Source organism: Sinorhizobium sp. NG07B (assembly GCF_002532005.1).
Taxonomy (GTDB): Bacteria; Pseudomonadota; Alphaproteobacteria; order Rhizobiales; family Rhizobiaceae; genus Sinorhizobium; species Sinorhizobium fredii_C.
In genome coordinates this window covers 533536-554319 of sequence record NZ_NWTD01000003.1, presented here as the reverse complement: position 1 = coordinate 554319, position 20784 = coordinate 533536, and the positions used below count along the sequence as shown (strand labels likewise).

Here is a 20784-nt window from a genome sequence, read left to right as displayed (position 1 = left end):
GGTGTTCAGCCACATCTCAGATGGTAGGTTCGTCGGAGAGGGTGTAGCCCCTCGGGCTTTCGCGGAGGAGGAGGTCACTCAAAACTGGAGACATTCGATGAGCAGAACTGTGCTAAATGCCGTGGGCAAGCCGCTCTATTATAGCGGAAGCTCGACGGCCTGGTTTTCCGCCACCGGATCAGGGCCAACACTCTATGGCACTGCCGGCAATGATTCCATGTGGGGCGACAGTTCCGTCAACGTCACCATGATCGGCGGGAAGGGCGACGACATCTATTATCTCTATTCGGGGATCAACCGGGCCTATGAGGCCGCAGGCGAGGGTGTCGATACCATCAATACCTGGATGAGCTATACATTGCCCGCGAATTTCGAGAACCTGACCGTCACCGGAAACGGCCGGTTCGCCTTCGGCAACGACACGGACAATATCATCAAGGGCGGCTCGGGAAGCCAGACGCTCGACGGCGACGGCGGCAACGATGTTCTGATCGGCGCGGGCGGTGCCGACATCTTCGTGTTCGCCCGCGGCAACGGAAGCGACCTTATCACCGATTTCAACTTCGACGACACTGTTCGCTTGGACGGCTACGGGTTTACTTCCTTCCAGCAGGTCCTCGCCAATGCGAGCCAGGAAGGAGCCAATCTGCGGATCGCTTTGGCAGATGGCGAGAGCCTGGTGTTCGCCAATACCACTGCCGACCAGTTGCAGGCGCATCAATTCAGGCTCAGCCTCGATCGCTCGGTGCTGACGCAGACGTTTTCGGACGAGTTCACCACGCTCCAGCTCCGAAGCGGCACGAGCGGCGTCTGGGATCCGAAATTCTGGTGGGCGCCTGAGAAAGGCAGCACGCTTACCGGAAACGGCGAACTGCAGTGGTATATCAACCCAAGCTATCAGCCGACCGCTTCGGCCAATCCGTTCTCCGTCAACAACGGCATTCTGACGATTACTGCCAAGCCCGCGTCAGAGGCTCTCCAGGCCGAGATAAACGGCTATGATTACACGTCCGGAATCCTCACGACACACTCGTCCTTCGCCCAGACCTACGGCTATTTCGAGATCCGCGCCGATATGCCGGACGACCAGGGCGTCTGGCCGGCCTTCTGGCTGCTGCCCGCCGATGGCTCCTGGCCACCGGAACTCGACGTCGTCGAAATGCGTGGGCAGGATCCGAATACCGTTATCGCCACCGTTCATTCGAACGAGACCGGCTCGCAGACCAGCATAGCGAGTGCAGTGAAGGTCGCTGACGCCAGCGGCTTTCACAAATACGGGGTGCTTTGGACCGAGGACGAGATCGTCTGGTACTTCGATGATGCGGCGATCGCGCGCGCCGACACGCCGTCGGACATGCACGACCCGATGTATATGCTCGTCAACCTGGCGGTCGGGGGCATCGCCGGCGCGCCGAGCGACGGGCTCGTCGATGGGTCGCAGATGAAGATCGACTATATCAGGGCCTATCAGTTGGACGCCGACTGGCAGATCTAACTACGGAGGCTTGGGAGGCCGACAGCAAGCGGCCGGCCTCCCTTGCAGATGTTACTTCTGGATGCAGGTATCCGCCGTGTCCTTGGTGCATTCGTCGAGACCGGTAAAGACCGGATCCTCGACCGGCTTGCCGGCGATGAGATCGAGCATCACCGACGGCGCCTTGTAGCCCATCTCGAAGGGCCGCTGCCCGACAAGGGCGGTCACCAGACCCTCTTTCGCGATAGCCACTTCCTCGCCGATCGTGTCGGCAGCGCCGATCACGAACTCGTTCTTGGCGATCTTGTCGGCCATAGGCTTGAACAGGTCGCGGTAAGGCTGCGGCGCGCCGAACAGCGGCCACCCGCCCATGATGCCGAAGGCGTCGAGGTCGGGATTGGCGGCCAGGATATCCGTCATCGCCTGCACACCCTTTGCGCCGTCGTCATTGGTGAAGACCGGGCAGCCGGCAACTTCGGTCCAGCCGCCTTCGCCCTTAAGCTCCGCCAGCCCTTTTTGGCCGGTCAGCGCGTCGCGCATGCCCTGGGCGCGGCGCAGGATATTGTCCGCGCCGGGGTTGCCTTCGATGGTGCAAATCTTGCCGCCATTCGGCTTGCCCTTCTTGATGTACTCGCCGATACGGTAGCCCATCAGGTAATTGTCCGTGCCGAGATAGGTCTTGCGCAGGGCCGAATCCTCGGCCGCGAGATCCGCGTCGAGTGTCATGACCGGAACTGTCGGATTTGCGGTCTTGAGCGTCTGGGCAATGAGCTTGGCGTTCGAGGGCGAGATGGCGATTGCCGCGGTATCTGCCTTGCCCAGCATGTCCTGGACGATTTGCGCCTCTCCGGCCTCGTCGGATGTCGAGGCGGGGCCGGTATAGAAGCACTCATATTCCGAATCCGGATTTTCCTTGTTCCACTTCTGGCAGCCCTGGTTGATTGCCTCGAAAAAAGGGTTGTCGAGGCCTTTCACGACAATGACAAGCTGCTTCTTCTGGGCCAGAGCGGTTCCGGCGCTGAGCGCCAGCACGGCTGCGGCAAGCAATAATGCCTTCCTCATGCTTTCCTCCCTTGAAACGCGCGGACACCTCGTGTCCGCGACACCAGTCAGCCGGGATACCAGACGACGCGCGGATCCTCCTCCGAGCGTTCGTACTGCCAGGCAGAGTCTATAAGCTTCTCGAGATCATAGGCGGGTTGCCAGCCCAGCAGGTATTTGGCCTTGCTGTTGTCCATCCAGTTGGAATAGAAGCGGCTGCGGATATTGACGAAGCCAAGAGCGCGCGTGCGGGCGAGATAAGTTGCAACTTCGCCGTAATCGACCGGTCGATCCATCGAGATGTTGAAGAGCTGCCGGACCGCGCAAGGATGATCGATCGCCGCCAGTATCGCCGAGACGAGATCATCGACATGAACGAAGTTGCGCTTTAGCGGTCGCCCGTCGGCGTCCAGCAGCAACGGCACGGTGCCGTCCTTTTTATAGCGCTTAGCATCGGCCTCGGGAACGAGGTCCTTCCACACCGGCCCGCCGAAAACATCGTCGCCGAAGGAGAGGGAGTATTTGAAGTCATCCTTCTCCATGATCCAGGGCGCGCGCAGGCAGCAGCCGTTCAAGCCATATTGGATGCCGTATTGCTCCAGCATCACCTCCTCGAGGACTTTCGACAGGGCGTAGCAGCCCGGATAGGCCCTATGCGGCGTCGCCTCGGTGACGGGGCCGTCGTGCCGGTAATGGAAATGGCCGACGCCTGCATCGCCACCGAGCAGGATGAACTGCCGGGCGGTCTCGCTCACCCGGAATTCCTCGAGCAGCCAGAACAGCCCCTTGACCGTCACGTCCATGACGCTGTCGGGGGTCTCCTTGCAGGTGGCGAGGTGGACGGCATGCGTTACCCCGACGAGCGCGCGGGCGGCGACGTCGCGCTCGGCGATCGTTCCGCGAACCACTTCGACACGGTCAGTCTCGGCACACAGGCGGTTGTGGCAAAGCGCACGGATGCGCGCCTTGGAAAAACGCGGATCGTCAAGCAGCCTAGCAATGAGGTGCTGTCCGACCTTGCCCGTTGCCCCGGTGACAAGGATCAGCATGCTCTCCTCCTGCTGATAGCTAATATCGGCGCGCCTCGCGCGTCAACGAATATTTGTAATACAATATGAGTTCGCGCGCATATACGTCTTTATTTGTAGGATGATTGATTGACGCTGTTCCGCGCATTTGCGTAAATGGAGATCGCATCACCCAGGGGAGGAGACCCGGCAGCGGCGTCATACAGGCTTCGTCCCGACGAGGTATGCGTGAGCACGGCTTCTGCCAGCTATCGGGAGGCTAACGTGGCGGTTCTCGAACTCGCCAATGTTTCCAAGCATTTCGGCGCCATCCAGGCGGTCAACGACGTTTCCTTCGCGCTTCAGGCGGGCGAGGTCGTCGGCCTCATGGGCGATAACGGCGCCGGCAAATCGACGCTCGTCAAAATGATCGCCGGAAATTTCCGGCCAAGCCATGGCACTATGCGCATGAATGGGGCTGATCTCGTCATGCATCGCCCCGTCGAAGCGCGCAAGCATGGTATCGAGATTGTCCACCAGGACCTGGCGCTCTGCGATAACCTCACGGCGGCGGCGAACGTGTTCCTCGGTCGGGAGTTGCGGCGCGGTATCGGACCGTTGCGCATTCTCGATTACAAATCCATGTACCGGCGTGCCGGCGAGATCTTCAGGGAGCTCAAATCGGAAACCCGCCCGCGCGATCTCGTCAAGCAGATGTCCGGTGGCCAGCGGCAGGCAGTCGCGATCGCCCGCACCATGCTATCGGAGGCCAAGATCGTGCTGATGGACGAACCGACGGCGGCGATCTCCGTTCGCCAGGTCGCGGAAGTGCTGAATCTCATCCGCCATTTGCGCGACCGCGGCATCGCCGTGGTGCTGATCAGCCACCGCATGCCGGACGTCTTCGACGTCGCCGATCGCGTCATCGTCATGCGGCGCGGCCGGAAGGTTGCCGACAAGGCGATTGCGGCGAGCTCGCCCGAAGAGGTCACGGGCCTAATCACCGGGGCGATCGAACAGGTATAGTTGGGCTCAGGAAAAGCGAAGGTCGGTCATGGCAATTACCTTGGATCGAGCGATTGGGCAGAGGCAGCAGGGCTGGATCACCTCGGTTCTGTCCAGCCAGACATTTTGGGTGCTGATCGCCGTCATTCTGGCCTGCCTTTTCCTGTCGGTCGCGACGGATACCTTCGCGACCCCGAAGAACCTCTACAACATCACCCGCAATTTCACCTTCGTGGCGATCATTGCGCTGGGCATGACGCTAGTGATCATCACTGGCGGTATCGACCTGTCGGTCGGATCTGTCCTTTGTCTCTGCAGCATGGTGCTCGCGGTGGTCATGAATGCTGGCTATAGCATCGAAGTGGGGATTGCCGCCTCGGTCGGCACGGCCCTGTTGATCGGAGGTTTCAACGGCGTGATGATCGCCTATCTCGGCTTTCCACCCTTCGTCATCACGCTCGGCATGTTGTCGATCGCGCGCAGCCTGGCGATGGTCGCCTCCAACAACACCGTCGTCTTCCAGTTCGGTCCGGATCACGACACTCTGCTGGCGCTTGGCGGCGGCGCCTGGTTCTTTGGCATCGCCAATCCGGTGATCTACATGATCGTACTGGCGCTGCTCACCGGCTTCGTGCTGCGCTGGACGAAGTTCGGCCGCTACGTCTTCGCAATCGGCGGCAACGAGCACGCCGCGACGCTGACGGGCGTCCCGGTCCGTCGCATCAAGGTTGCCGTCTACATGATTTCGGCACTCGCGGCGGGCGTCGCCGGCATCATCCAGACCGGCTGGCTCGGCGCCGTCACCACCAACATTGGCGCCGGCATGGAGCTCCAGGTGATCGCCGCGGCGGTCATCGGCGGTGCCAACCTGGCCGGCGGCGTCGGTACCGCTTCAGGCGCGCTGATCGGTGCGGCGCTGATCGAAGTGATCCGCAACAGCCTCGGCCTGCTTGGGATCAATGCCTTTTGGCAGGGAACCTTCATCGGCGGCGCGACGGTGCTCGCTGTTCTGTTCGATCGCATTCGCAGTTTCCGCCAGAGCGAGTAAGGGCGATTGAGCCGCTCAGCCCTTGGTGAGGATGCGCTGCATTTCCATCAGGGCTGCGTCGTGTTGCGGGTCGCGCCCGGCCGCGTAGGGCAGGCTGAAGGGCACGGCTATGTCCGGTTCGACGCCGCGGCCTTCCAAACGAAGAGTGTCGTCGATGACCGCATCGGAGACTGCCACTTCCAGAAGGCTGTCATCGGGAAGAAGAAAGGCGCGTCCGGCGAGCAGGGCGCCGGCCGTCCGTGAGCCGACGAGCGGTATGCCATTCACCTTCAGGGCATGCGCGAAGAGCTCGAGGCCGCTTCTCGATCCCTGATCGATAATCGCCACTACCGGCCGCCGCCAGCGAACGGTTCCGAACATGTCCTTGCCGTCCCGCGAGATCAGCCGGAACGTCGGCACCCCGCCGACGAAAAGGTCCGCCGCGTCCGGCGGGCCGCCGCCCCATCGACCGCGCAGGTCGACAATAACCCCGTCGGCGTTCTTGAGGCGACCGCCGGCGAGTTCACGGGCGACGATGTCGAGGCCGTCGCGGGTCGACAGCGTCCAGAGCCGCAGATAGCCGATGCGCCGCCCATCCCGTTCGGTCACCGCTATGCTGTTCTCGATCGCCTTTTCGAACGTGCGCAGCGGCTGCAGCCGCTCGACGGCGACCGTGACGGTAATCGGCAGTGCGTCGCGGTGCCGGCGCAGCCGGACGTCGACGGTTCGGCCGATTTTGTCGCGGAAGGAAGCGATCTCGCGGTAGGGCAGACCGTCCACGGAGAGGATCTCGTCGCCGAGCCTGATGCCTGCCCGGGCGGCGGGGCCCCCGTCATAGACATCGCTGACGAAGCGCTGACCGCCTTCCACCCGCGTAACCATGCCGATCCCGGCATAACGAACTTCGCCGTCCGGCGGAAACAAGCGTTTGATGTCGTTGCGGATGGCGAAGCGGAATATGTCGGCCAGTTCGTAATAGTCGATCGTGTCGTCAGTGAAGCGGCCGGTATGCGACACGCCGAGGCTGGCAAGCACGGTGTCGACTGCCGCATCGACGCGATCCTCCGAGCTCTTCGCGGTCAGCCTGCCGCGCTCATCCGAGACCTGGCGGCGGACCGCGGCACTGAAGCGATCAAGCGCGGATGTGTCATAAAAATTGTCGACGACTAACTCGACGGCGCGATCGAAGACCGCATGGCCGGAACGGGGCAGATCCAGCGCGAACCCGTGGCAGGGCACGAGCAAGAGCAGGAGCGCGAATGGCAGGGAGCGACTGGTCTTCATCGTTGCGGAACCATGTTTCCCATGATGTCCAACACTATCCGCAAAGCCGCGGCCGGATCGAGACTCCCCTCAACAACATTCCGTGAAGCCAATGGCCGTAGCCGCCGCGAAATTCAGCTTCGGCTCTCGGGATTGCGATGCCGCAAATGCCCGAAACGAAAGCGTCCGGCGGCGGCCGCGCGTACCATCATCATCTCGCCGATGGTTTCGTGGGTCATCAGGCCGACGAGGCGGTCCATGCTGTCCACGACCGCGACGGCAGGGGAGCTCGCCTCCTGCATGAGGCGGAGGCTTTCGTCGAGGCGCTTGCGATGGTGGATTCTCGGCACGTCACGGCGCATCGCCAGGACGACGGGCGTTGTCGCGCCCTTTTCCTTCAATGTACGGATCATATCGTCCCGAGTGAGCAGGCCCTCGAAATGCCCGGAGGCGTCGACCACGGGGAACTCGCGCTGCGTCGTCGCAAGCAGCGCTTCGATGGCCTCGTCGATGCTCGCCGTGCGGTCAAGCTTCGCGAATTCGGTAATCATTACGTCGCTCACCAGAACGCTGCCGGAAACTTCGCGGATCTGGGCGTTCTGCGCTTCCGCGGTCGCTGCCAGATAGACGAAGATTGCGATGAAGATCAGCAGCGGATTGTAGAACAGGCCGACGAAACCGAAGACGAAGGCGAGGCCCTGGCCGATCATTGCGGCGATCTGGGTGGCGCGCGGCCAGCTCAAGCGCGAGGCAAGCGCGGCGCGCAGGACGCGGCCGCCATCCATCGGAAAGGCCGGGATCATGTTGAAAAGTACCAGAAACACATTCACCCCGGCGAGCCGCGCCAGAAAGCTCATATGCGGGTCCTCGATCCCGGCGATCTGCTCCAGGCCGATCGAGGTCCTGAGCACAAGAATGAGGACGCCGGCGATCGCCACGTTGACGAGCGGGCCGGCGATCGCGATCACGAATTCCGCCCCCGGCTCCTCCGGCATGCGCTCGAGCCGGGCGACACCGCCGATCGGAAGCAGGGTAATATCCGGCGTCTTGATGCCGAAATGGCGAGCCGCGGCAATGTGCCCGAATTCGTGCAGCACGACGCAGCCGAATACAGCCAGGACAAAGGCGATCCCTTCCAGCGCGGCCGGTGTACCGCCGATCCGGTAGTGCATCAGCCAGATCCAGACGAGCAGCAGCGCAAAGGTCACATGCACGCGGAGCGCGGTGCCGGCAATCGTCCCAATCCTGAATGACCAAGCCATGCGCGATGCGCTCCTGCCGCACGGGATAGACCGTGACCGAGTGTACGCTGCCGGCGGCGGCTTGGACATCGCCTCGATCGTCTACCGGGCGGCGGCGCAAACTCGAATGTACAATCAATGGCCGGCAGGTTCGTTCCCTGCGGCTGCCGAAGCGTCATCGGGATCGATCGCGATCGATCTGCGTCTGACATCGCCCGGACGCGTGAACGCCCCTAATAGGCTCTTGCCGGGACAAAAAGACAGATCGTCCTTCCGCGGTCTTCGCCCGCCGCCGAGCACCAGTGATATTCGCCGTCCGGCGATATGCGGACCCTTCTGTCGGAATAGGGCAGGACCTCGCCGGTAGCGTTGATGATGTAGCCTTGGGGTCGTTCGCTTACGGCCGTCTGGTTGACGTGACGGCAGTCGAAGTTCGAACAGCAGGAGTTCGGATATTTCCAGCCGCTTGGCGCGTCATGGGCGTAAGCAAAGGTGGTCGTAGACAATCCGAAGAGCAAAAAGAATATTCCGCGCATTGCGATCTCCTTCTCCAGCAGGATGTCGAGAGAACGCGTTACATTCGAAATCCGCTTTAACCATTGGAATCGAATAGCTTTTATGGGCTCGGGATCGAGCCCCCGCAAAAACACTGCGATCGGCAAGGACAGTCGCCAATTCCCCAACGAGAGCCACTGGTTCGGACCCGACGGCGTTCGCTGGTGCTTACAAACGGTGGGATCATCCAAATTGATCCACATCAGCGCCGTACATTTCAAATCCGGCGAATTCACGTCTTGGCGCTGCAATTGGTGCCAGCAGCCACCTCTTGATTGTGACGAGGCAGGTTGCGGCCCACTCAGGACTGCTGGATATGGAGGGCGTCGCTGGCGCCTTCGACAAGCTCCATCGGCCAGAGCTTGCTCGCCGTCCCATGCGGATAATGCTCGCGGAAGGCCGGCATGGTCGAGAGCAGCGTTTCGGCCAGGGCTACGCCGAGATCGCGCAGCGATAGCCGAAAGCAGGTGAGCGAGGGTGAGAGGAACTGCGCATGCGGGCTGTAGCGTCCGATGACCGCGATATCGCGTCCGGGCTTCACGCCTGCCTCCGAAAGCGCCCGGTAAAAACCGATCGAGATCGTCTCGTTGATCAGCACGATGGCGGTCGGGCGCTCGTCGAGTGAGAGAAGTTCGCGGCCGATCTCATATCCGCCCGCTTCATTGGGCGTGGACCGGAAGATCAATTCCTCGTCAAGCGTTAGTCCGTGGGCGGCCAGCGCCTCGCGGCAGCGTTCGACGAAGACATAGCCGAGATTGACGTCGTCATGCGGGCGCGTGACGGCGATGCGGCGATGGCCGCGCGCCACCAGCCGGTCGATGGACGCCTGCGCCATGCCCTCGAAATCGAGATCGAGCCAGGGCTGGCCGGCATCCGTCAGGGTCCGGCCAAGGGTGACAAAGGGAATGTTGCGCTCGGACAGAAGCTCGACACGGGCATCGTGCCGTTGCGTCGCCGAGAGGATCATCCCGTCGGCAAAGCCGCGGGTCACCACGCGGCGCAGATAATCCGCCGGGTCCTCCTGCGACGAGCAGAGCAGCGCGACGAGATCGAGCTTGTGCCTGGCGAAGACCGCCTGCACCCCGTCGAAGACGCTCATGAAGAATGTGTCGCCTTGACCGGTGATCTCCGTCCCGGTCTGCATCATGAAACCTATGATGTTGGTCGTGCCCTGGCGCAGGCTTCGCCCCGACTGGTTCGGCACATAGCCGAGTTCCTTGGCCGCCGCCAGCACCCGCCGGCGCGTCTCCTCGTTGACATCCGGGCGACCGTTCAGTGCTCGGGAAACCGTTCCAATCGAGATGTCGAGATGCTGCGCAAGCCGCCGAATGCCCTTCATTGTCGGAGTGTTTCCTCCTCTGCCGCTTGCCGTTCCCGATTCCCTATTGACATGTTTCGGAAACTCCGCATAGTTCCGTAAACGTTTACGGAGGCCGATACAAGGCGAAATCGTCATCGTTCGGGAGGAGAAGCGTGATCTTGCGCGCAGTTCTATGCGGGTGCGGAGCCATGGCCAGAGGCTGGGTGAGGGCGATCGCCGCCAACCCCGATCTCCGGTCGGAGATCCGGTTCGTCGGGCTTGTCGACGTCAAGCTGGAGGTCGCCACCGCGCTTGCCGCCGAGTTCGATCTTCAGGACGTCGTCATCGGACCCGATCTCGACGCGGTGCTGGCTGAAACGAAGCCGGACATCCTCTTCGATATCGTCGTACCGGCTGCGCGTCGCGACGTGGTCGCGGCCGGATTCCGGCATGGCTGCCACGTTCTGAGCGAGAAGCCGATGGCCGCTTCGCTGGCAGACGGCCGGGAGTTAATCCGTCTCGCCGATGAGGCGGGGAAGCTGCATGCGGTCGTGCAGAACCGCCGCTTCATCTCGGGTGTGCGCCGGATCCGCCGTTTCGTCGACGAGGGTGCACTCGGAGAACTCACCGGCATCCACTGCGACTTCTTCATCGGTGCCCATTTCGGCGGATTCCGGGAAGAAATGGAGCACGTGCTGCTTCTGGACATGGCAATCCACACGTTCGACGCCGCCCGCTTCATCGCAGACAAGAAGCCGCTTGCCGTTTATTGCTATGAGGAGAACCCGCGCGGCTCCTGGTATCGTCACGGCGCGGCCGCGACGGCGATCTTCGAACTTTCGGATGACGTGACCTTTACCTACCGCGGCTCCTGGTGCGCCGAAGGCGCCAATACGAGCTGGGAGAGCGCCTGGCGGATCACCGGGACGCGGGGCACCCTGCTTTGGGATGGCGCCGAGAGCTTCCATGCCCATACGGTCGCGGGCGGCGAAGGCCTGCTACGCGAACCGCTGCCGCTCGAAATCCCGGAACCCTCCGACCCGCGGCAGACGCACGGGCATGTCAGCGTGATTGCCGATTTCGTCGCATCTATCCGCAGTGGGCAGAAGCCGGAAACGGCGAGCGACGACAATATCAACAGCCTTGCCATGGTGTTCGCGGCGATCGAGAGCGCCCGCACCCGGCAGCGCGTGACAATCTGAGCGAGGCATTTGATGAACAATCCAGCCAAGTCCATTCGCATCGGCACAATGGTCAGCGCCACCAAGGGCGAGGCGGCGAAGCGCATCGCCGAGATCGCTGACCTCGGCTTCGAGAGTTTCGAGCCGTTCTTCTGGCAGACGACCAACGGGCAGGATCTCGCCGAGTTGGGCAAACGTTGCCGCGAGGCGATCGGCGATCGCGACATCACCATCTCGACGCTTGGCATGTTCGGCAATCCTCTCGAGGAGACCGACATCGACCTGCAGACGCTTCAAGGCTGGAAGGCCTGCATCGACAATGCCCACCATTTCGGGGCGACCTGCGTCGCCGGATTCACCGGCCGCATTCGCAACCGGCCGCTCACCGACAGCCTGCCGCGTTACCGGAAGGTCTGGCGGGAGCTTGCAGCGCGTGCCGCCGACAGGGGCGTCAAGATTGCCTTCGAGAACTGCGCTATGGACGGCAACTGGGCGACGGGCGACTGGAACATCGCACACAATCCCGACGCCTGGGAACTGATCTTCAACGAGACGCCAGACGACCACATCGGGCTCGAATGGGAGCCCTGCCACCAGATGGTCTACTTGATCGAGCCATTGCCGCAGATCCGCAAATGGGCACACAAGATTTTTCACGTGCACGGCAAGGACGCGACGATCCGCTGGGACGTCATCCGCGAGCACGGGATATTCGGCAAGGAGAAGTTCGTCTTCATGCGCACGCCTGGCTTCGGTGACAGCAACTGGACCGACATCATTTCCGAGTTGAGGCTCGCCGGCTGGTCCGGCTCGATCGATATCGAAGGCTGGCACGATCCGGTCTATCGCGACGCGTTGGAAATGACCGGCCAGGTGCACGCGCTCAATTACCTGAAGACCTGCCGGGGAGGTGACTTCGTCGCCGATCCTGCCTGAGGCATGCCCGACGGCCGGCGTGGAGGATGCCGGCCGCGGGTCAACGATTGAGAGGAGGAGACCATGGGTATCAGCAGATATGCAATGCTGGGCGCATTCGCCCTTGCCAGCCTTTCCTTGCCGGCCTTGTCCGCAAGTGCGGAAGATGTGACCATTAGCGTCTGGTCGCTCGACAGGGACATCCAGCCGGCGCCGAACTTGATAAAAGATTTCAACAAACTCAACACGGGAATTAAAGTCGAATATCGGCAGATCCAGTTTGATGACGTGGTCAGCGAGGCAATGCGCGCCTATTCAACCGGACAGGCGCCGGATATTATCGCGGTCGATAATCCCGAACACGCGCTCTTCTCCTCGCGAGGCGCCTTTCTCGATCTCAGCGACATGATCGCGAAATCCTCGGTGGTCAAGCCGGAGAACTATTTTCCAGGACCGCTCGCCTCGGTGACTTGGGACGGCAAGTATTACGGCATTCCGAAGGCGACCAACACGATCGCGCTTTACTACAACAAGGACATGTTCAAGGCGAAAGGCCTTGATCCGAACAAGCCGCCGCAGACCTGGGACGAACTGGTGGAGGCGGCGCGCAAGCTGACCGACCCGGCCGCGAACGTATACGGCCTTGCCTTCTCCGCCAAGGCAAACGAGGAGGGAACCTTCCAGTTTCTGCCCTGGGCGCAGATGGCCGGCACCAGCTACGACAACATCAACTCCGAGGGTGCGGTGAAGGCGCTCGAGATCTGGAAGACCATTCTCGACGAGAAGCTCGCTTCTCCCGATACGCTTACGCGCGGCCAATGGGATTCGACCGGCACATTCAACTCGGGCAATGCGGCGATGGCGATTTCCGGCCCATGGGAACTTGACCGCATGATCAAGGAGGCGAAGTTCGACTGGGGCGTCGCACTGCTGCCGGTGCCGCAAGTGGGCGCCGAGCGCTCCTCTGCCATGGGTGACTTCAACTGGGCGATCTTCTCGAGCACCAAGCATCCGGAAGAAGCTTTCAAGGTGTTGGAATACTTCGTTTCGCAGGATGATAGGATGTTCAAGGATTTTGGGCAGTTGCCGGCCCGTTCCGATATCGCTATTCCGCCGACCGGCGAACCGCTCAAGGACGCGGCGCTCAAGGTATTCCTCGAACAGTTGAAATACGCCAAGCCGCGCGGTCCGCATCCGGAGTGGCCGAAGATCTCCAAGGCTATCCAGGACGCTATCCAGGCGGCCTTGACCGGCCAGATGAGTTCCAAGGACGCGCTCGATCAGGCTGCCGAAAAGATTAAGTCGGTTCTGGGCTGACTAGCGTCCGCCGCTCCCGCGGGCGGCGCATTCGTCGGCGGGTCATTGCATCCGCCTCGAGTTTCCTCCCGAGAGAGGCGATCTGCGGCTTCGGCCGAGATCGCCTCCGGGGATGGGGGATAGCCAATGAAGAAAATACTAGCCAGCGTCACGGACGGAAAAGGCTTCGACATCGGCCTCGTTCTGCTACCGCTCGCCTTCCTGTTCGTCATGTCCGGGCTGCCGCTCGTCTACAACGTCGTGATGAGCTTCCAGGAAGTGGACATGTTTAGCCTGGGCACCTTCGCCCGGCCTTTCGTCGGCTTCAAGAATTACGTCGACCTGTTCTCGCAACCCGAAACCCGGCCCATCCTCGTCAATACCGCGCTTTTCGTCAGCGCTTCGATCGCCGGCCAGTTCCTCATCGGCTTCGCCCTCGCCCTGTTCTTCTGGATGAACTTTCCAGGAGCGTCCTGGATGCGCGGCCTCTTTCTCGTCTCCTGGGTGATGCCCGGTCTGGTCGTCGGCGCCATCTGGAACTGGATCCTTTCCGGCGATTTCGGCGTGCTCAACTTCTTCCTGCGGGAGATAGGCATCATCGAAGGCAATATCTTCTGGCGCTCCGATCCGCACTATTCGCTGTGGGCGGTGATCATCGCCAATATCTGGCTCGGCACCTCCTTCAACATGATCCTTCTTTCGGTCGGTTTGTCGGGCATACCGAAGGACCTTTTTGAGGCGGCCGAGCTCGATGGAGCGAACGCATTGCAGCGCTTCTTCACGATCACCCTGCCGATGATGCGTTCGACCATCGGCGCAATCATCGCGCTCGGCCTGATCTTCACTCTGCAGCAGTTCGACCTCTTCGCCGGCATTACCTCGGGCGGGCCGAACAACTCGTCCAACGTGACGCAGTATTGGGCTTGGGACCTTTCATTCCGGCAATACGACTTTGCCAAGGGGGCGACGATCTCGGTGATCATGATCGTCTTCGTGATGCTCGCTTCCATTGTTTATGTGCGCTCCACCCGCCACGAGGTCCGAGGATGACCGACGATTTCCGCAATCGGCTGATGTTTGCCGTCGCGCTCGTTCTGGCGGCCATCTACCTTTTCCCGCTCTATTGGATGTATATCACTGCGCTGAAAACCGGTTCGGCGATGTTCGCAACACCGCCGAAATTCCTGCCGAGCGATCCCCAATGGAACATCTACGAGTTCGTCTGGCAAAGCCGCAATATGGGACGCTACCTGTGGAACTCGCTGGTCATCGCCTTCGGCGCCGTTTCGCTGATCGCGGTGCTCGGCGTCGGCTGCGCCTATGTGCTGGCGCGCTACCGCAATGTCTGGGTGGACATCGGACTGTTCCTGATCCTGATGCTTCAGGTGCTGCCGGCCTCGCTGATGGTGACGCCGATCTTCGTCGGCTTCTCGCAATTCGGCCTACTCGACACGCCGCGGCTTGCCGTCATTCTGGCGATCGCCGCAAAGAGCATGCCGTTCTTCGTCGTGCTCGTCCGGGCTACCTTCATGAGTGTGCCGATGGAACTCGAGGAGGCGGCGCTGGTCGACGGCAATTCACGCATCGGCGCGTTCTTCAACATCGTGCTGCCGCTTGCAAGAAACGGCATCCTTGTTAGCGCCATTCTGATCTTCATGCAGGCCTTCGGCGAGTTCGTCTATTCGAAATCGATGATCCAGGCGGTCGAACTGCAGCCGGCGAGCGTCGGTCTCAACTCGTTCATGGGGCCGAACACCAATGAATGGAACAACATCATGGCTTATGCCACGATCTATGTGACGCCTGTCCTCGCCGTCTTCGTCCTCTTGCAGCGCCGCATCGTTTCCGGCCTCACTTCGGGAGCCCTCAAATGACCCTCCAGATCGAGCTCAACGGCGTCAACAAATATTATGGTGCCTTTCATGCGCTGAAGGACATCAAACTTGCGATAGAGGAGGGTACCTTCGTCGCCCTCGTCGGCCCGTCGGGCTGCGGCAAGTCCACCCTGCTGCGATCGCTCGCCGGCCTCGAGAAGATCTCGACCGGCGAGATGAAGATCGCCGGCCAGCGGATGAACGACGTTCCGCCGCGCAAGCGCGACGTCGCGATGGTCTTCCAGTCCTATGCGCTCTACCCGCACATGACCGTAGAGGAGAACCTCACCTACAGCCTGCGCATTCGCGGCGTAAAAAAGGCGGAGGCCCGCAAGGCAGCTGAAGAGGTGGCGGCGACGACGGGCCTTTCGCACCTGATGAAGCGCTATCCGCGGGAGCTGTCGGGTGGTCAGCGGCAGCGCGTTGCGATGAGCCGCGCCATCATCCGCCATCCAAAGGCCTTCCTGTTCGACGAGCCGCTCTCGAACCTCGACGCAGCCCTTCGCGTCCACATGCGCAAGGAGATCCGGGCGCTGCACGATCGGCTGCATGCCACATCGGTCTATGTCACTCATGATCAGATCGAGGCAATGACCATGGCTGACCACGTCGTCGTCATGCGCGACGGCGTGATCGAGCAGCAGGGGCGGCCACTCGACCTCTATGACAAACCTGCCAACCGCTTCGTTGCCGGCTTCATCGGATCGCCGGCGATGAATTTCATCCCGGCGATCGTCGGGGAGGGCGGCGAGGATGCGGTCCTCGATTTCGGCTGTACGCGGGCGCGGCTGGCGCTCGACTCGCGCCTCGCACCCGGCCTCGCCGTCACCGTCGGCATCCGCCCGGAGCATGTCCGGATCGTCGCCCCCGGCGAAGGGGCATTCGATGTCCCGGTCGGCATTGTCGAATCGACCGGCTCGGTTACCTACGTCACTGCCGCGACGCAGCCCGAATTGACCGTCGTCGAAACCGGACGCGGAGAGGTGAAAAGCGGCGACGTCATCGGCCTTGCGATCAATCCGCAGCAACTGCATCTGTTCGATGCGGAAACGGGAACGCGGATCGAAGGGGAAGGCGGTCGCGCGAACCACCGATTTGTGCCGCGCGCTGCCCCTCATCCCGCTGCCGCGACCTTCTCCCCGTTTTGACGGGGAGAAGGGGCAAGCCGCGCCCGTCCAGTGTCCGCTCTCCGCTTTGAAGAGAGGGCGATGTGCACCGGAGCGTGCCGCGAGTCTCCTTCGCACCGTTTGCGGGGAGAAGGTGGCCGGCAGGCCGGATGAGGGGCGGCCCGCCCAGGGCGCCTGCGAACTTACGCCAAGTTCTCCCGTGCCCTGAGGTCGAGGATCAGCCGTTCCTGCCCCACCCGGATGACGTGCTCCATGGCATGGCGGGCGCCTTCCTCGTTGCGGCGGCCGATTTCCTCGACGATGCGGATATGCGCCAAGGCGACCCGGTCGATTTCGCTGTCGTCCGCCGAGGGGCTGGTCAGCCGGAAGACACCCACGAGTGCGGCTTCGATCAGGCTTCCGACCGACCGCATGAAAGGGTTGAGCGAGGCTTCCAGCAGCCGTAGGTGAAAATCGAGATCGGCTTTCGCCAGCGTCTGGCCACTATGGCCCGCATCCCCCATGGCCACGGCAAGCCGCATCATCCAGGCGATGTCCGCATCAGTCGCGCGGCGGGCCGCGAGGCTTGCGGCATAGGGCTCGAGGGCGAGGCGCACTTCGCTGACATGGCGCAGAAACTCCTCGTCGACGCCGGCGCTGAAATGCCAGGTGAGCACGTCGCCGTCGAACAGGTTCCAGTTGGCCCGCGGCATGACGCGCGTGCCGATCCGCGCCCGGGCCACGACGAGGCCCTTGGCGGCCAGTGTCTTCATCGCTTCACGTAGGACCGTGCGAGAGACGTTGAAGCGTGCCGCGAGTTCAGTGTCGCCGGGTAGCGTTTCGCCGACGGGGAAGTGACCGGAGACGATCGCCTGGCCAAGCTCGTCAACGACGAGCCGATGGCTGGTCCGCTTGCCCGGTTGGTGGCCGAAACCCGACGACGGCATTTTAGGCGGCCCTCCACCTCGTCATGCGTGCTGCCGATCAGGGCGGGAGAGGCGGATGATCCCCTTCTGCAGGAGGATGAAGGCGAAGAGCAGCAGGCCGATCAGGATCTTGGTCCACCAGCTCGAAAGGGTGCCGTCGAAGGTGATGTAGGTCTGGATGAGGCCTTGGATGAAGATACCGACGAGCGTGCCGGCAACAAAGCCGGAGCCGCCGGTCAACAGCGTTCCGCCGATGACGACCGCAGTGATCGCATCGAGCTCGACGCCGACGGCGGCAAGGGAATAGCCGGCCGAGGTATAGAGCGAGAAGACGATGCCGGAAAGTCCGGCCAGGAGCCCCGACAGCGCGTAGATCCTGACGGTCGTGCTGGCGACCGGCACGCCCATGAGCTTGGCCGTCGCCGTGCCGCCGCCAAGGGCGTAGACATTCGTCCCGAAGCGGGTGCGGTGGGCGATAAGGATGCCGACGGCAAAGACGAGCAGCATCAGGCCGCCGATCAGTGTGATGCGCCCGCCGCCAGGCAGCTTGAAATAGAGGCTCTTCAGCGTCGCGTAGAAGGGGTGCTTGATCGGAATGGAATCGATCGACAGCACGAAGGCCATGCCGCGGGCGAGGAACATCCCGGCAAGGGTGACGATGAAGGCCGGCATTTCGAGATGATGGATGATTGCGCCCATCAGCGCCCCGAAGAGCGTCGTGATGGCGAGCACCAGCACGAAGGCGGCGAGCGGATGGATGCTGGTCTGTTCGAGCACGACCGCAAGGAAGACGCCGGTAAAGGCGATCACCGCGCCGACCGAGAGATCGATGCCGCCGGAAAGGATGACGAAGGTCATGCCGACGGCGGCGATGCCGAGAAATGCGTTGTCGGTCAGCAGATTGCCGATCACCCGCGTCGAAAGCATGTTCGGGTATTGCGCGGCACAGAGCGCGTAGCTCAGAAGGAAGATGAGGATCGTCGCCGTAAGCGGAAGATATTTCTGCTTCATTTTGCTTCTCGCTCGGTCGGTTTGCCGGCTGCGCGTGGCATGCTGACGAAGGTGAAGGCGGTCCGGAAACGCGGCGACTGCAGCACCAGGATGAAGACGATGATCGCCGCCTTGATGATCAGGTTGAATTCCGGCGGGAAGCCCGACAGGAGAATGCCGGTGTTGATCGCCTGGATGATGACGGCGCCGAGGACCGATGCGGCGATGCTGAACCGGCCGCCGAGCAGCGACGTGCCGCCGACCACAACCGCAAGGATCGCGTCGAGCTCCAGCCAGAGCCCGGCATTGTTGGCGTCGGCCCCCTTGATATCGGCGGCGGCGATGACGCCGGCGATCGCCGCGCACAGGCCGGAAAGGACATAGGCCGCAATCAGCAGCACCGGCGTGAAGACGCCCGAGAGCGTGCTCGCCTCCCTGTTGACGCCCACTGCCTCGACCAGCATGCCGAGCGCCGTCTGCCGGACGACGAGCGCGACGAGAATGCCGAAGACCAGCCAGATGACGACCGGCATCGGCAGGCCCAGGAAGGAGCCGCTACCGATGAAAATGAGGCCGGCATCGTTGAAGGTGAGGATGGCGCCCTCGGTGATGAGCTGGGCGATGCCGCGCCCGGCGACCATCAGCACGAGGGTGGCGATGATCGGCTGGATATCGAGGACGGCGACGAGAATGCCGTTCCAAACCCCGCAGAGGATGCCGACGGCAAGGGTGACGAGTAGCGTTTCGGCCAGCGAATGGCCGGAGGTGATCAGCGAGGCGGAGACCGCGCCGCAGATCGCCATCACGGCGCCGACCGAGAGATCGATGCCCTTGGTGGCGATGACGACCGTCATACCGATCGCCAGTAGTACCACGGGCGCGCCGCGGTTGAGGATATCGATGAGGCTGCCGTAAAGCCGGCCGTTCTGAATCTGCAGGTTGAGGAAACCGGGAAAAATGATTGAAATCGCGGCGATGATGATTGCCAGAGCGATCAATTGCGGCAGCAGCCTGCCAAGATAGGTTCGCACGATCGATGTCACGATGCCTCCCGCTCGTTTGCCGCTGCGATCGCTTCGACGATCTGATGCGCTGTAATACGGTCTCCGCCGAGCTCGGCGACGTGGCTGCGGTCGCGCAGCACGACGACGCGGGAGCTATAGGCGACCAGTTCCTCGATTTCGGACGAGATGACAATCAGCGACAGGCCCTTCTCGCGCAGGCTCTCGATCAGCCTGACGATCTCGGCATGCGCGCCGACATCGATGCCGCGGGTCGGTTCGTCTAGGATCAGGAATTCTGGTTCGGTCGCAAGCCAGCGGGCGAGGATCGCTTTCTGCTGGTTGCCGCCGGATAAGAGCTTGATCGGCTTCTCGCGGTCGGCGGTTCGGATGTCGAGCGCTCGAATGTACTGGTCGGCCAGCCGGTTCTGTTCGGCGCGCGAGAGCGGCCGCGTCCAGCCGCGCCTTGCCTGCAGCGCCAGCACGATGTTTTCGCGCACCGACAAATCGCCGACGATACCGGCCGTCTTGCGGTCTTCCGGGCAGAAGCCGAATTTGTGGCGGATCGCCGCCCGCGGCGACGACAGATCGACCGTCTGGCCGTCGATTTCCGCGCTGCCGCTGTCGGCGCGATGGGCGCCGAAGAGCACCTCCGCCGTTTCCGTGCGTCCGGAGCCGAGCAGGCCGGCGATGCCGACCACCTCGCCGGCCCGGACGTCGAGATCGAAAGGATTGATGCGGCCGCGGCGGCCATAGTTCCTGAAGCGGTAGCGCATCCGGCCCTCGGCGGTCGCGGCGCGCACAGAATGAATCTCGGCTGCGAGCTCACGACCGATCATCATGGCGATCAGGTCGCGCCGGTTGAGATCGGACGTTTCGCGCGTGCCGACGAGTTGACCGTTGCGGAGCACGGTGATGCGGTCGGAGATTTCGTAGACCTGTTCGAGGAAGTGGGTGATGAAGATGATGCCGAGGCCGCGCGCCTTGAGGCGCCGGACGATGCGGAAGAGCATGGCGACCTCGTGCGCGTCGAGGCTCGCCGTCGGCTCGTCGAGGATCAGCACCTTGCCGGACAGATCGACGGCGCGGGCGATCGCCACGACCTGCTGGATCGCCACCGAATAGCTTGCGAGGTCGCGTGTGACATCAAGATCGAGCTCGTATTCGGCAAGCAGCTCACGGGCCTTGCGGTTCATGGTGCGCGTATCGACCATGCCGAAGCGGCGCGGCTGGCGGCCGAGGAACAAATTTTCCGCGACGGTCAGGTTCGGCAGGAGATTGACCTCCTGGTAGACCGTACCGATGCCGAGCCGCTGGGCGTCGAAGGTATCGCGCGGGTCGACTTCGGCACCGTCAAGGAGGATGCTGCCGCCGTCCCTGCGATAGGCGCCGGTCAGGCATTTGATGAGCGTCGATTTGCCGGCGCCGTTTTCACCGAGCAGCGCATGGACCTCGCCGCGCCTGAGGTGAAAGTCGACCTTGTCGAGCGCCTTCGTTCCGGGAAAGCCCTTCTCGATGCGGACGGCCGAGAGAATATTGTCGTTGCTGGTCTGCATGGAAACTGTCTCTGCACCGGAAGGCG

The 20784-nt window shown here is 62.4% G+C and carries 19 protein-coding genes; 9 read left to right on the top strand and 10 right to left on the bottom strand.

What is annotated here, in order from left to right; genetic code table 11:
- Positions 1-97: 97 nt before the first annotated feature.
- Positions 98-1495, top strand: coding sequence for a family 16 glycosylhydrolase (locus tag CO664_RS12460; RefSeq protein WP_097538924.1), 1398 nt, complete (start codon positions 98-100; stop codon positions 1493-1495).
- Between the two features lie 51 nt (positions 1496-1546).
- On the opposite strand, the gene CO664_RS12455 is transcribed toward CO664_RS12460, so the two are convergent.
- On the bottom strand, positions 1547-2536 hold the full coding sequence (locus CO664_RS12455) for a sugar-binding protein (RefSeq protein WP_097524693.1): 990 nt from the start codon (positions 2534-2536) through the stop codon (positions 1547-1549).
- A gap of 47 nt (positions 2537-2583) precedes the next feature.
- On the bottom strand, positions 2584-3564 hold the full coding sequence (locus tag CO664_RS12450) for an NAD(P)-dependent oxidoreductase (RefSeq protein ID WP_097538923.1): 981 nt from the start codon (positions 3562-3564) through the stop codon (positions 2584-2586).
- A gap of 207 nt (positions 3565-3771) precedes the next feature.
- On the opposite strand from CO664_RS12450, the gene CO664_RS12445 reads away from it, so the two are divergent.
- Both CO664_RS12445 and CO664_RS12440 read left to right on the top strand, forming a co-directional pair.
- A complete protein-coding gene (locus CO664_RS12445; protein ID WP_050988372.1) occupies positions 3772-4548 on the top strand; it encodes an ATP-binding cassette domain-containing protein in 777 nt (258 codons plus the stop codon).
- A gap of 28 nt (positions 4549-4576) precedes the next feature.
- A complete protein-coding gene (locus CO664_RS12440) occupies positions 4577-5575 on the top strand; it encodes an ABC transporter permease (protein WP_037425626.1) in 999 nt (332 codons plus the stop codon).
- A gap of 15 nt (positions 5576-5590) precedes the next feature.
- Here CO664_RS12440 and CO664_RS12435 read toward each other — a convergent pair whose 3' ends face one another.
- From CO664_RS12435 to CO664_RS12420, 4 genes are all read right to left on the bottom strand, one after another.
- The gene (locus CO664_RS12435) at positions 5591-6838 is read right to left on the bottom strand and encodes a S41 family peptidase (RefSeq protein ID WP_097538922.1); all 1248 of its coding nucleotides are present in this window, start codon (positions 6836-6838) and stop codon (positions 5591-5593) included.
- Positions 6839-6951: 113 nt separating this feature from the next.
- The gene (locus CO664_RS12430) at positions 6952-8079 is read right to left on the bottom strand and encodes a site-2 protease family protein (protein WP_037425621.1); all 1128 of its coding nucleotides are present in this window, start codon (positions 8077-8079) and stop codon (positions 6952-6954) included.
- Between the two features lie 212 nt (positions 8080-8291).
- Positions 8292-8594: a hypothetical protein gene (locus tag CO664_RS12425; RefSeq protein ID WP_097538921.1), complete on the bottom strand. Its 303-nt coding sequence runs from the start codon at positions 8592-8594 to the stop codon at positions 8292-8294.
- A gap of 320 nt (positions 8595-8914) precedes the next feature.
- Positions 8915-9952, bottom strand: coding sequence for a LacI family DNA-binding transcriptional regulator (locus tag CO664_RS12420; protein WP_097524691.1), 1038 nt, complete (start codon positions 9950-9952; stop codon positions 8915-8917).
- A 134-nt stretch (positions 9953-10086) separates the two neighbouring features.
- On the opposite strand from CO664_RS12420, the gene CO664_RS12415 reads away from it, so the two are divergent.
- The 6 genes from CO664_RS12415 (at position 10087) to CO664_RS12390 (ending at position 16327) form a co-directional block, all read left to right on the top strand.
- Positions 10087-11115 (top strand): Gfo/Idh/MocA family oxidoreductase, encoded by a 1029-nt coding sequence (locus tag CO664_RS12415; RefSeq protein WP_097538920.1) that lies wholly within the window; start codon positions 10087-10089, stop codon positions 11113-11115.
- Positions 11116-11127: 12 nt separating this feature from the next.
- A complete protein-coding gene (locus tag CO664_RS12410) occupies positions 11128-12030 on the top strand; it encodes a sugar phosphate isomerase/epimerase (protein ID WP_097538919.1) in 903 nt (300 codons plus the stop codon).
- A gap of 63 nt (positions 12031-12093) precedes the next feature.
- Positions 12094-13326: a sugar ABC transporter substrate-binding protein gene (locus CO664_RS12405; protein ID WP_097538918.1), complete on the top strand. Its 1233-nt coding sequence runs from the start codon at positions 12094-12096 to the stop codon at positions 13324-13326.
- A gap of 126 nt (positions 13327-13452) precedes the next feature.
- A complete protein-coding gene (locus CO664_RS12400) occupies positions 13453-14355 on the top strand; it encodes a sugar ABC transporter permease (RefSeq protein ID WP_037425607.1) in 903 nt (300 codons plus the stop codon).
- The gene (locus tag CO664_RS12395) at positions 14352-15179 is read left to right on the top strand and encodes a carbohydrate ABC transporter permease (protein ID WP_097524687.1); all 828 of its coding nucleotides are present in this window, start codon (positions 14352-14354) and stop codon (positions 15177-15179) included. Before CO664_RS12400 ends, CO664_RS12395 begins: the two co-directional genes overlap by 4 nt.
- Complete coding sequence (locus CO664_RS12390) at positions 15176-16327, top strand: ABC transporter ATP-binding protein (protein WP_097538917.1); 1152 nt, start codon at positions 15176-15178, stop codon at positions 16325-16327. The genes CO664_RS12395 and CO664_RS12390 overlap by 4 nt, the downstream gene beginning before the upstream one ends.
- Positions 16328-16488: 161 nt before the next feature.
- Here the strand turns inward: CO664_RS12390 and CO664_RS12385 are convergent, their stop codons facing one another.
- Genes CO664_RS12385 through ytfR form a run of 4 tightly spaced genes read right to left on the bottom strand, consistent with a single transcriptional unit; the run spans position 16489 to position 20758 of the window.
- On the bottom strand, positions 16489-17232 hold the full coding sequence (locus CO664_RS12385; RefSeq protein WP_037425598.1) for a FadR/GntR family transcriptional regulator: 744 nt from the start codon (positions 17230-17232) through the stop codon (positions 16489-16491).
- 21 nt (positions 17233-17253) lie between these two features.
- Complete coding sequence (gene yjfF, locus CO664_RS12380) at positions 17254-18222, bottom strand: galactofuranose ABC transporter, permease protein YjfF (protein WP_097524685.1); 969 nt, start codon at positions 18220-18222, stop codon at positions 17254-17256.
- Positions 18219-19244 (bottom strand): ABC transporter permease, encoded by a 1026-nt coding sequence (locus tag CO664_RS12375; RefSeq protein ID WP_097538916.1) that lies wholly within the window; start codon positions 19242-19244, stop codon positions 18219-18221. The genes yjfF and CO664_RS12375 overlap by 4 nt, the downstream gene beginning before the upstream one ends.
- Complete coding sequence (ytfR, locus tag CO664_RS12370; protein ID WP_097538915.1) at positions 19241-20758, bottom strand: galactofuranose ABC transporter, ATP-binding protein YtfR; 1518 nt, start codon at positions 20756-20758, stop codon at positions 19241-19243. Before ytfR ends, CO664_RS12375 begins: the two co-directional genes overlap by 4 nt.
- Between the last annotated feature and the right edge of the window lie 26 nt (positions 20759-20784).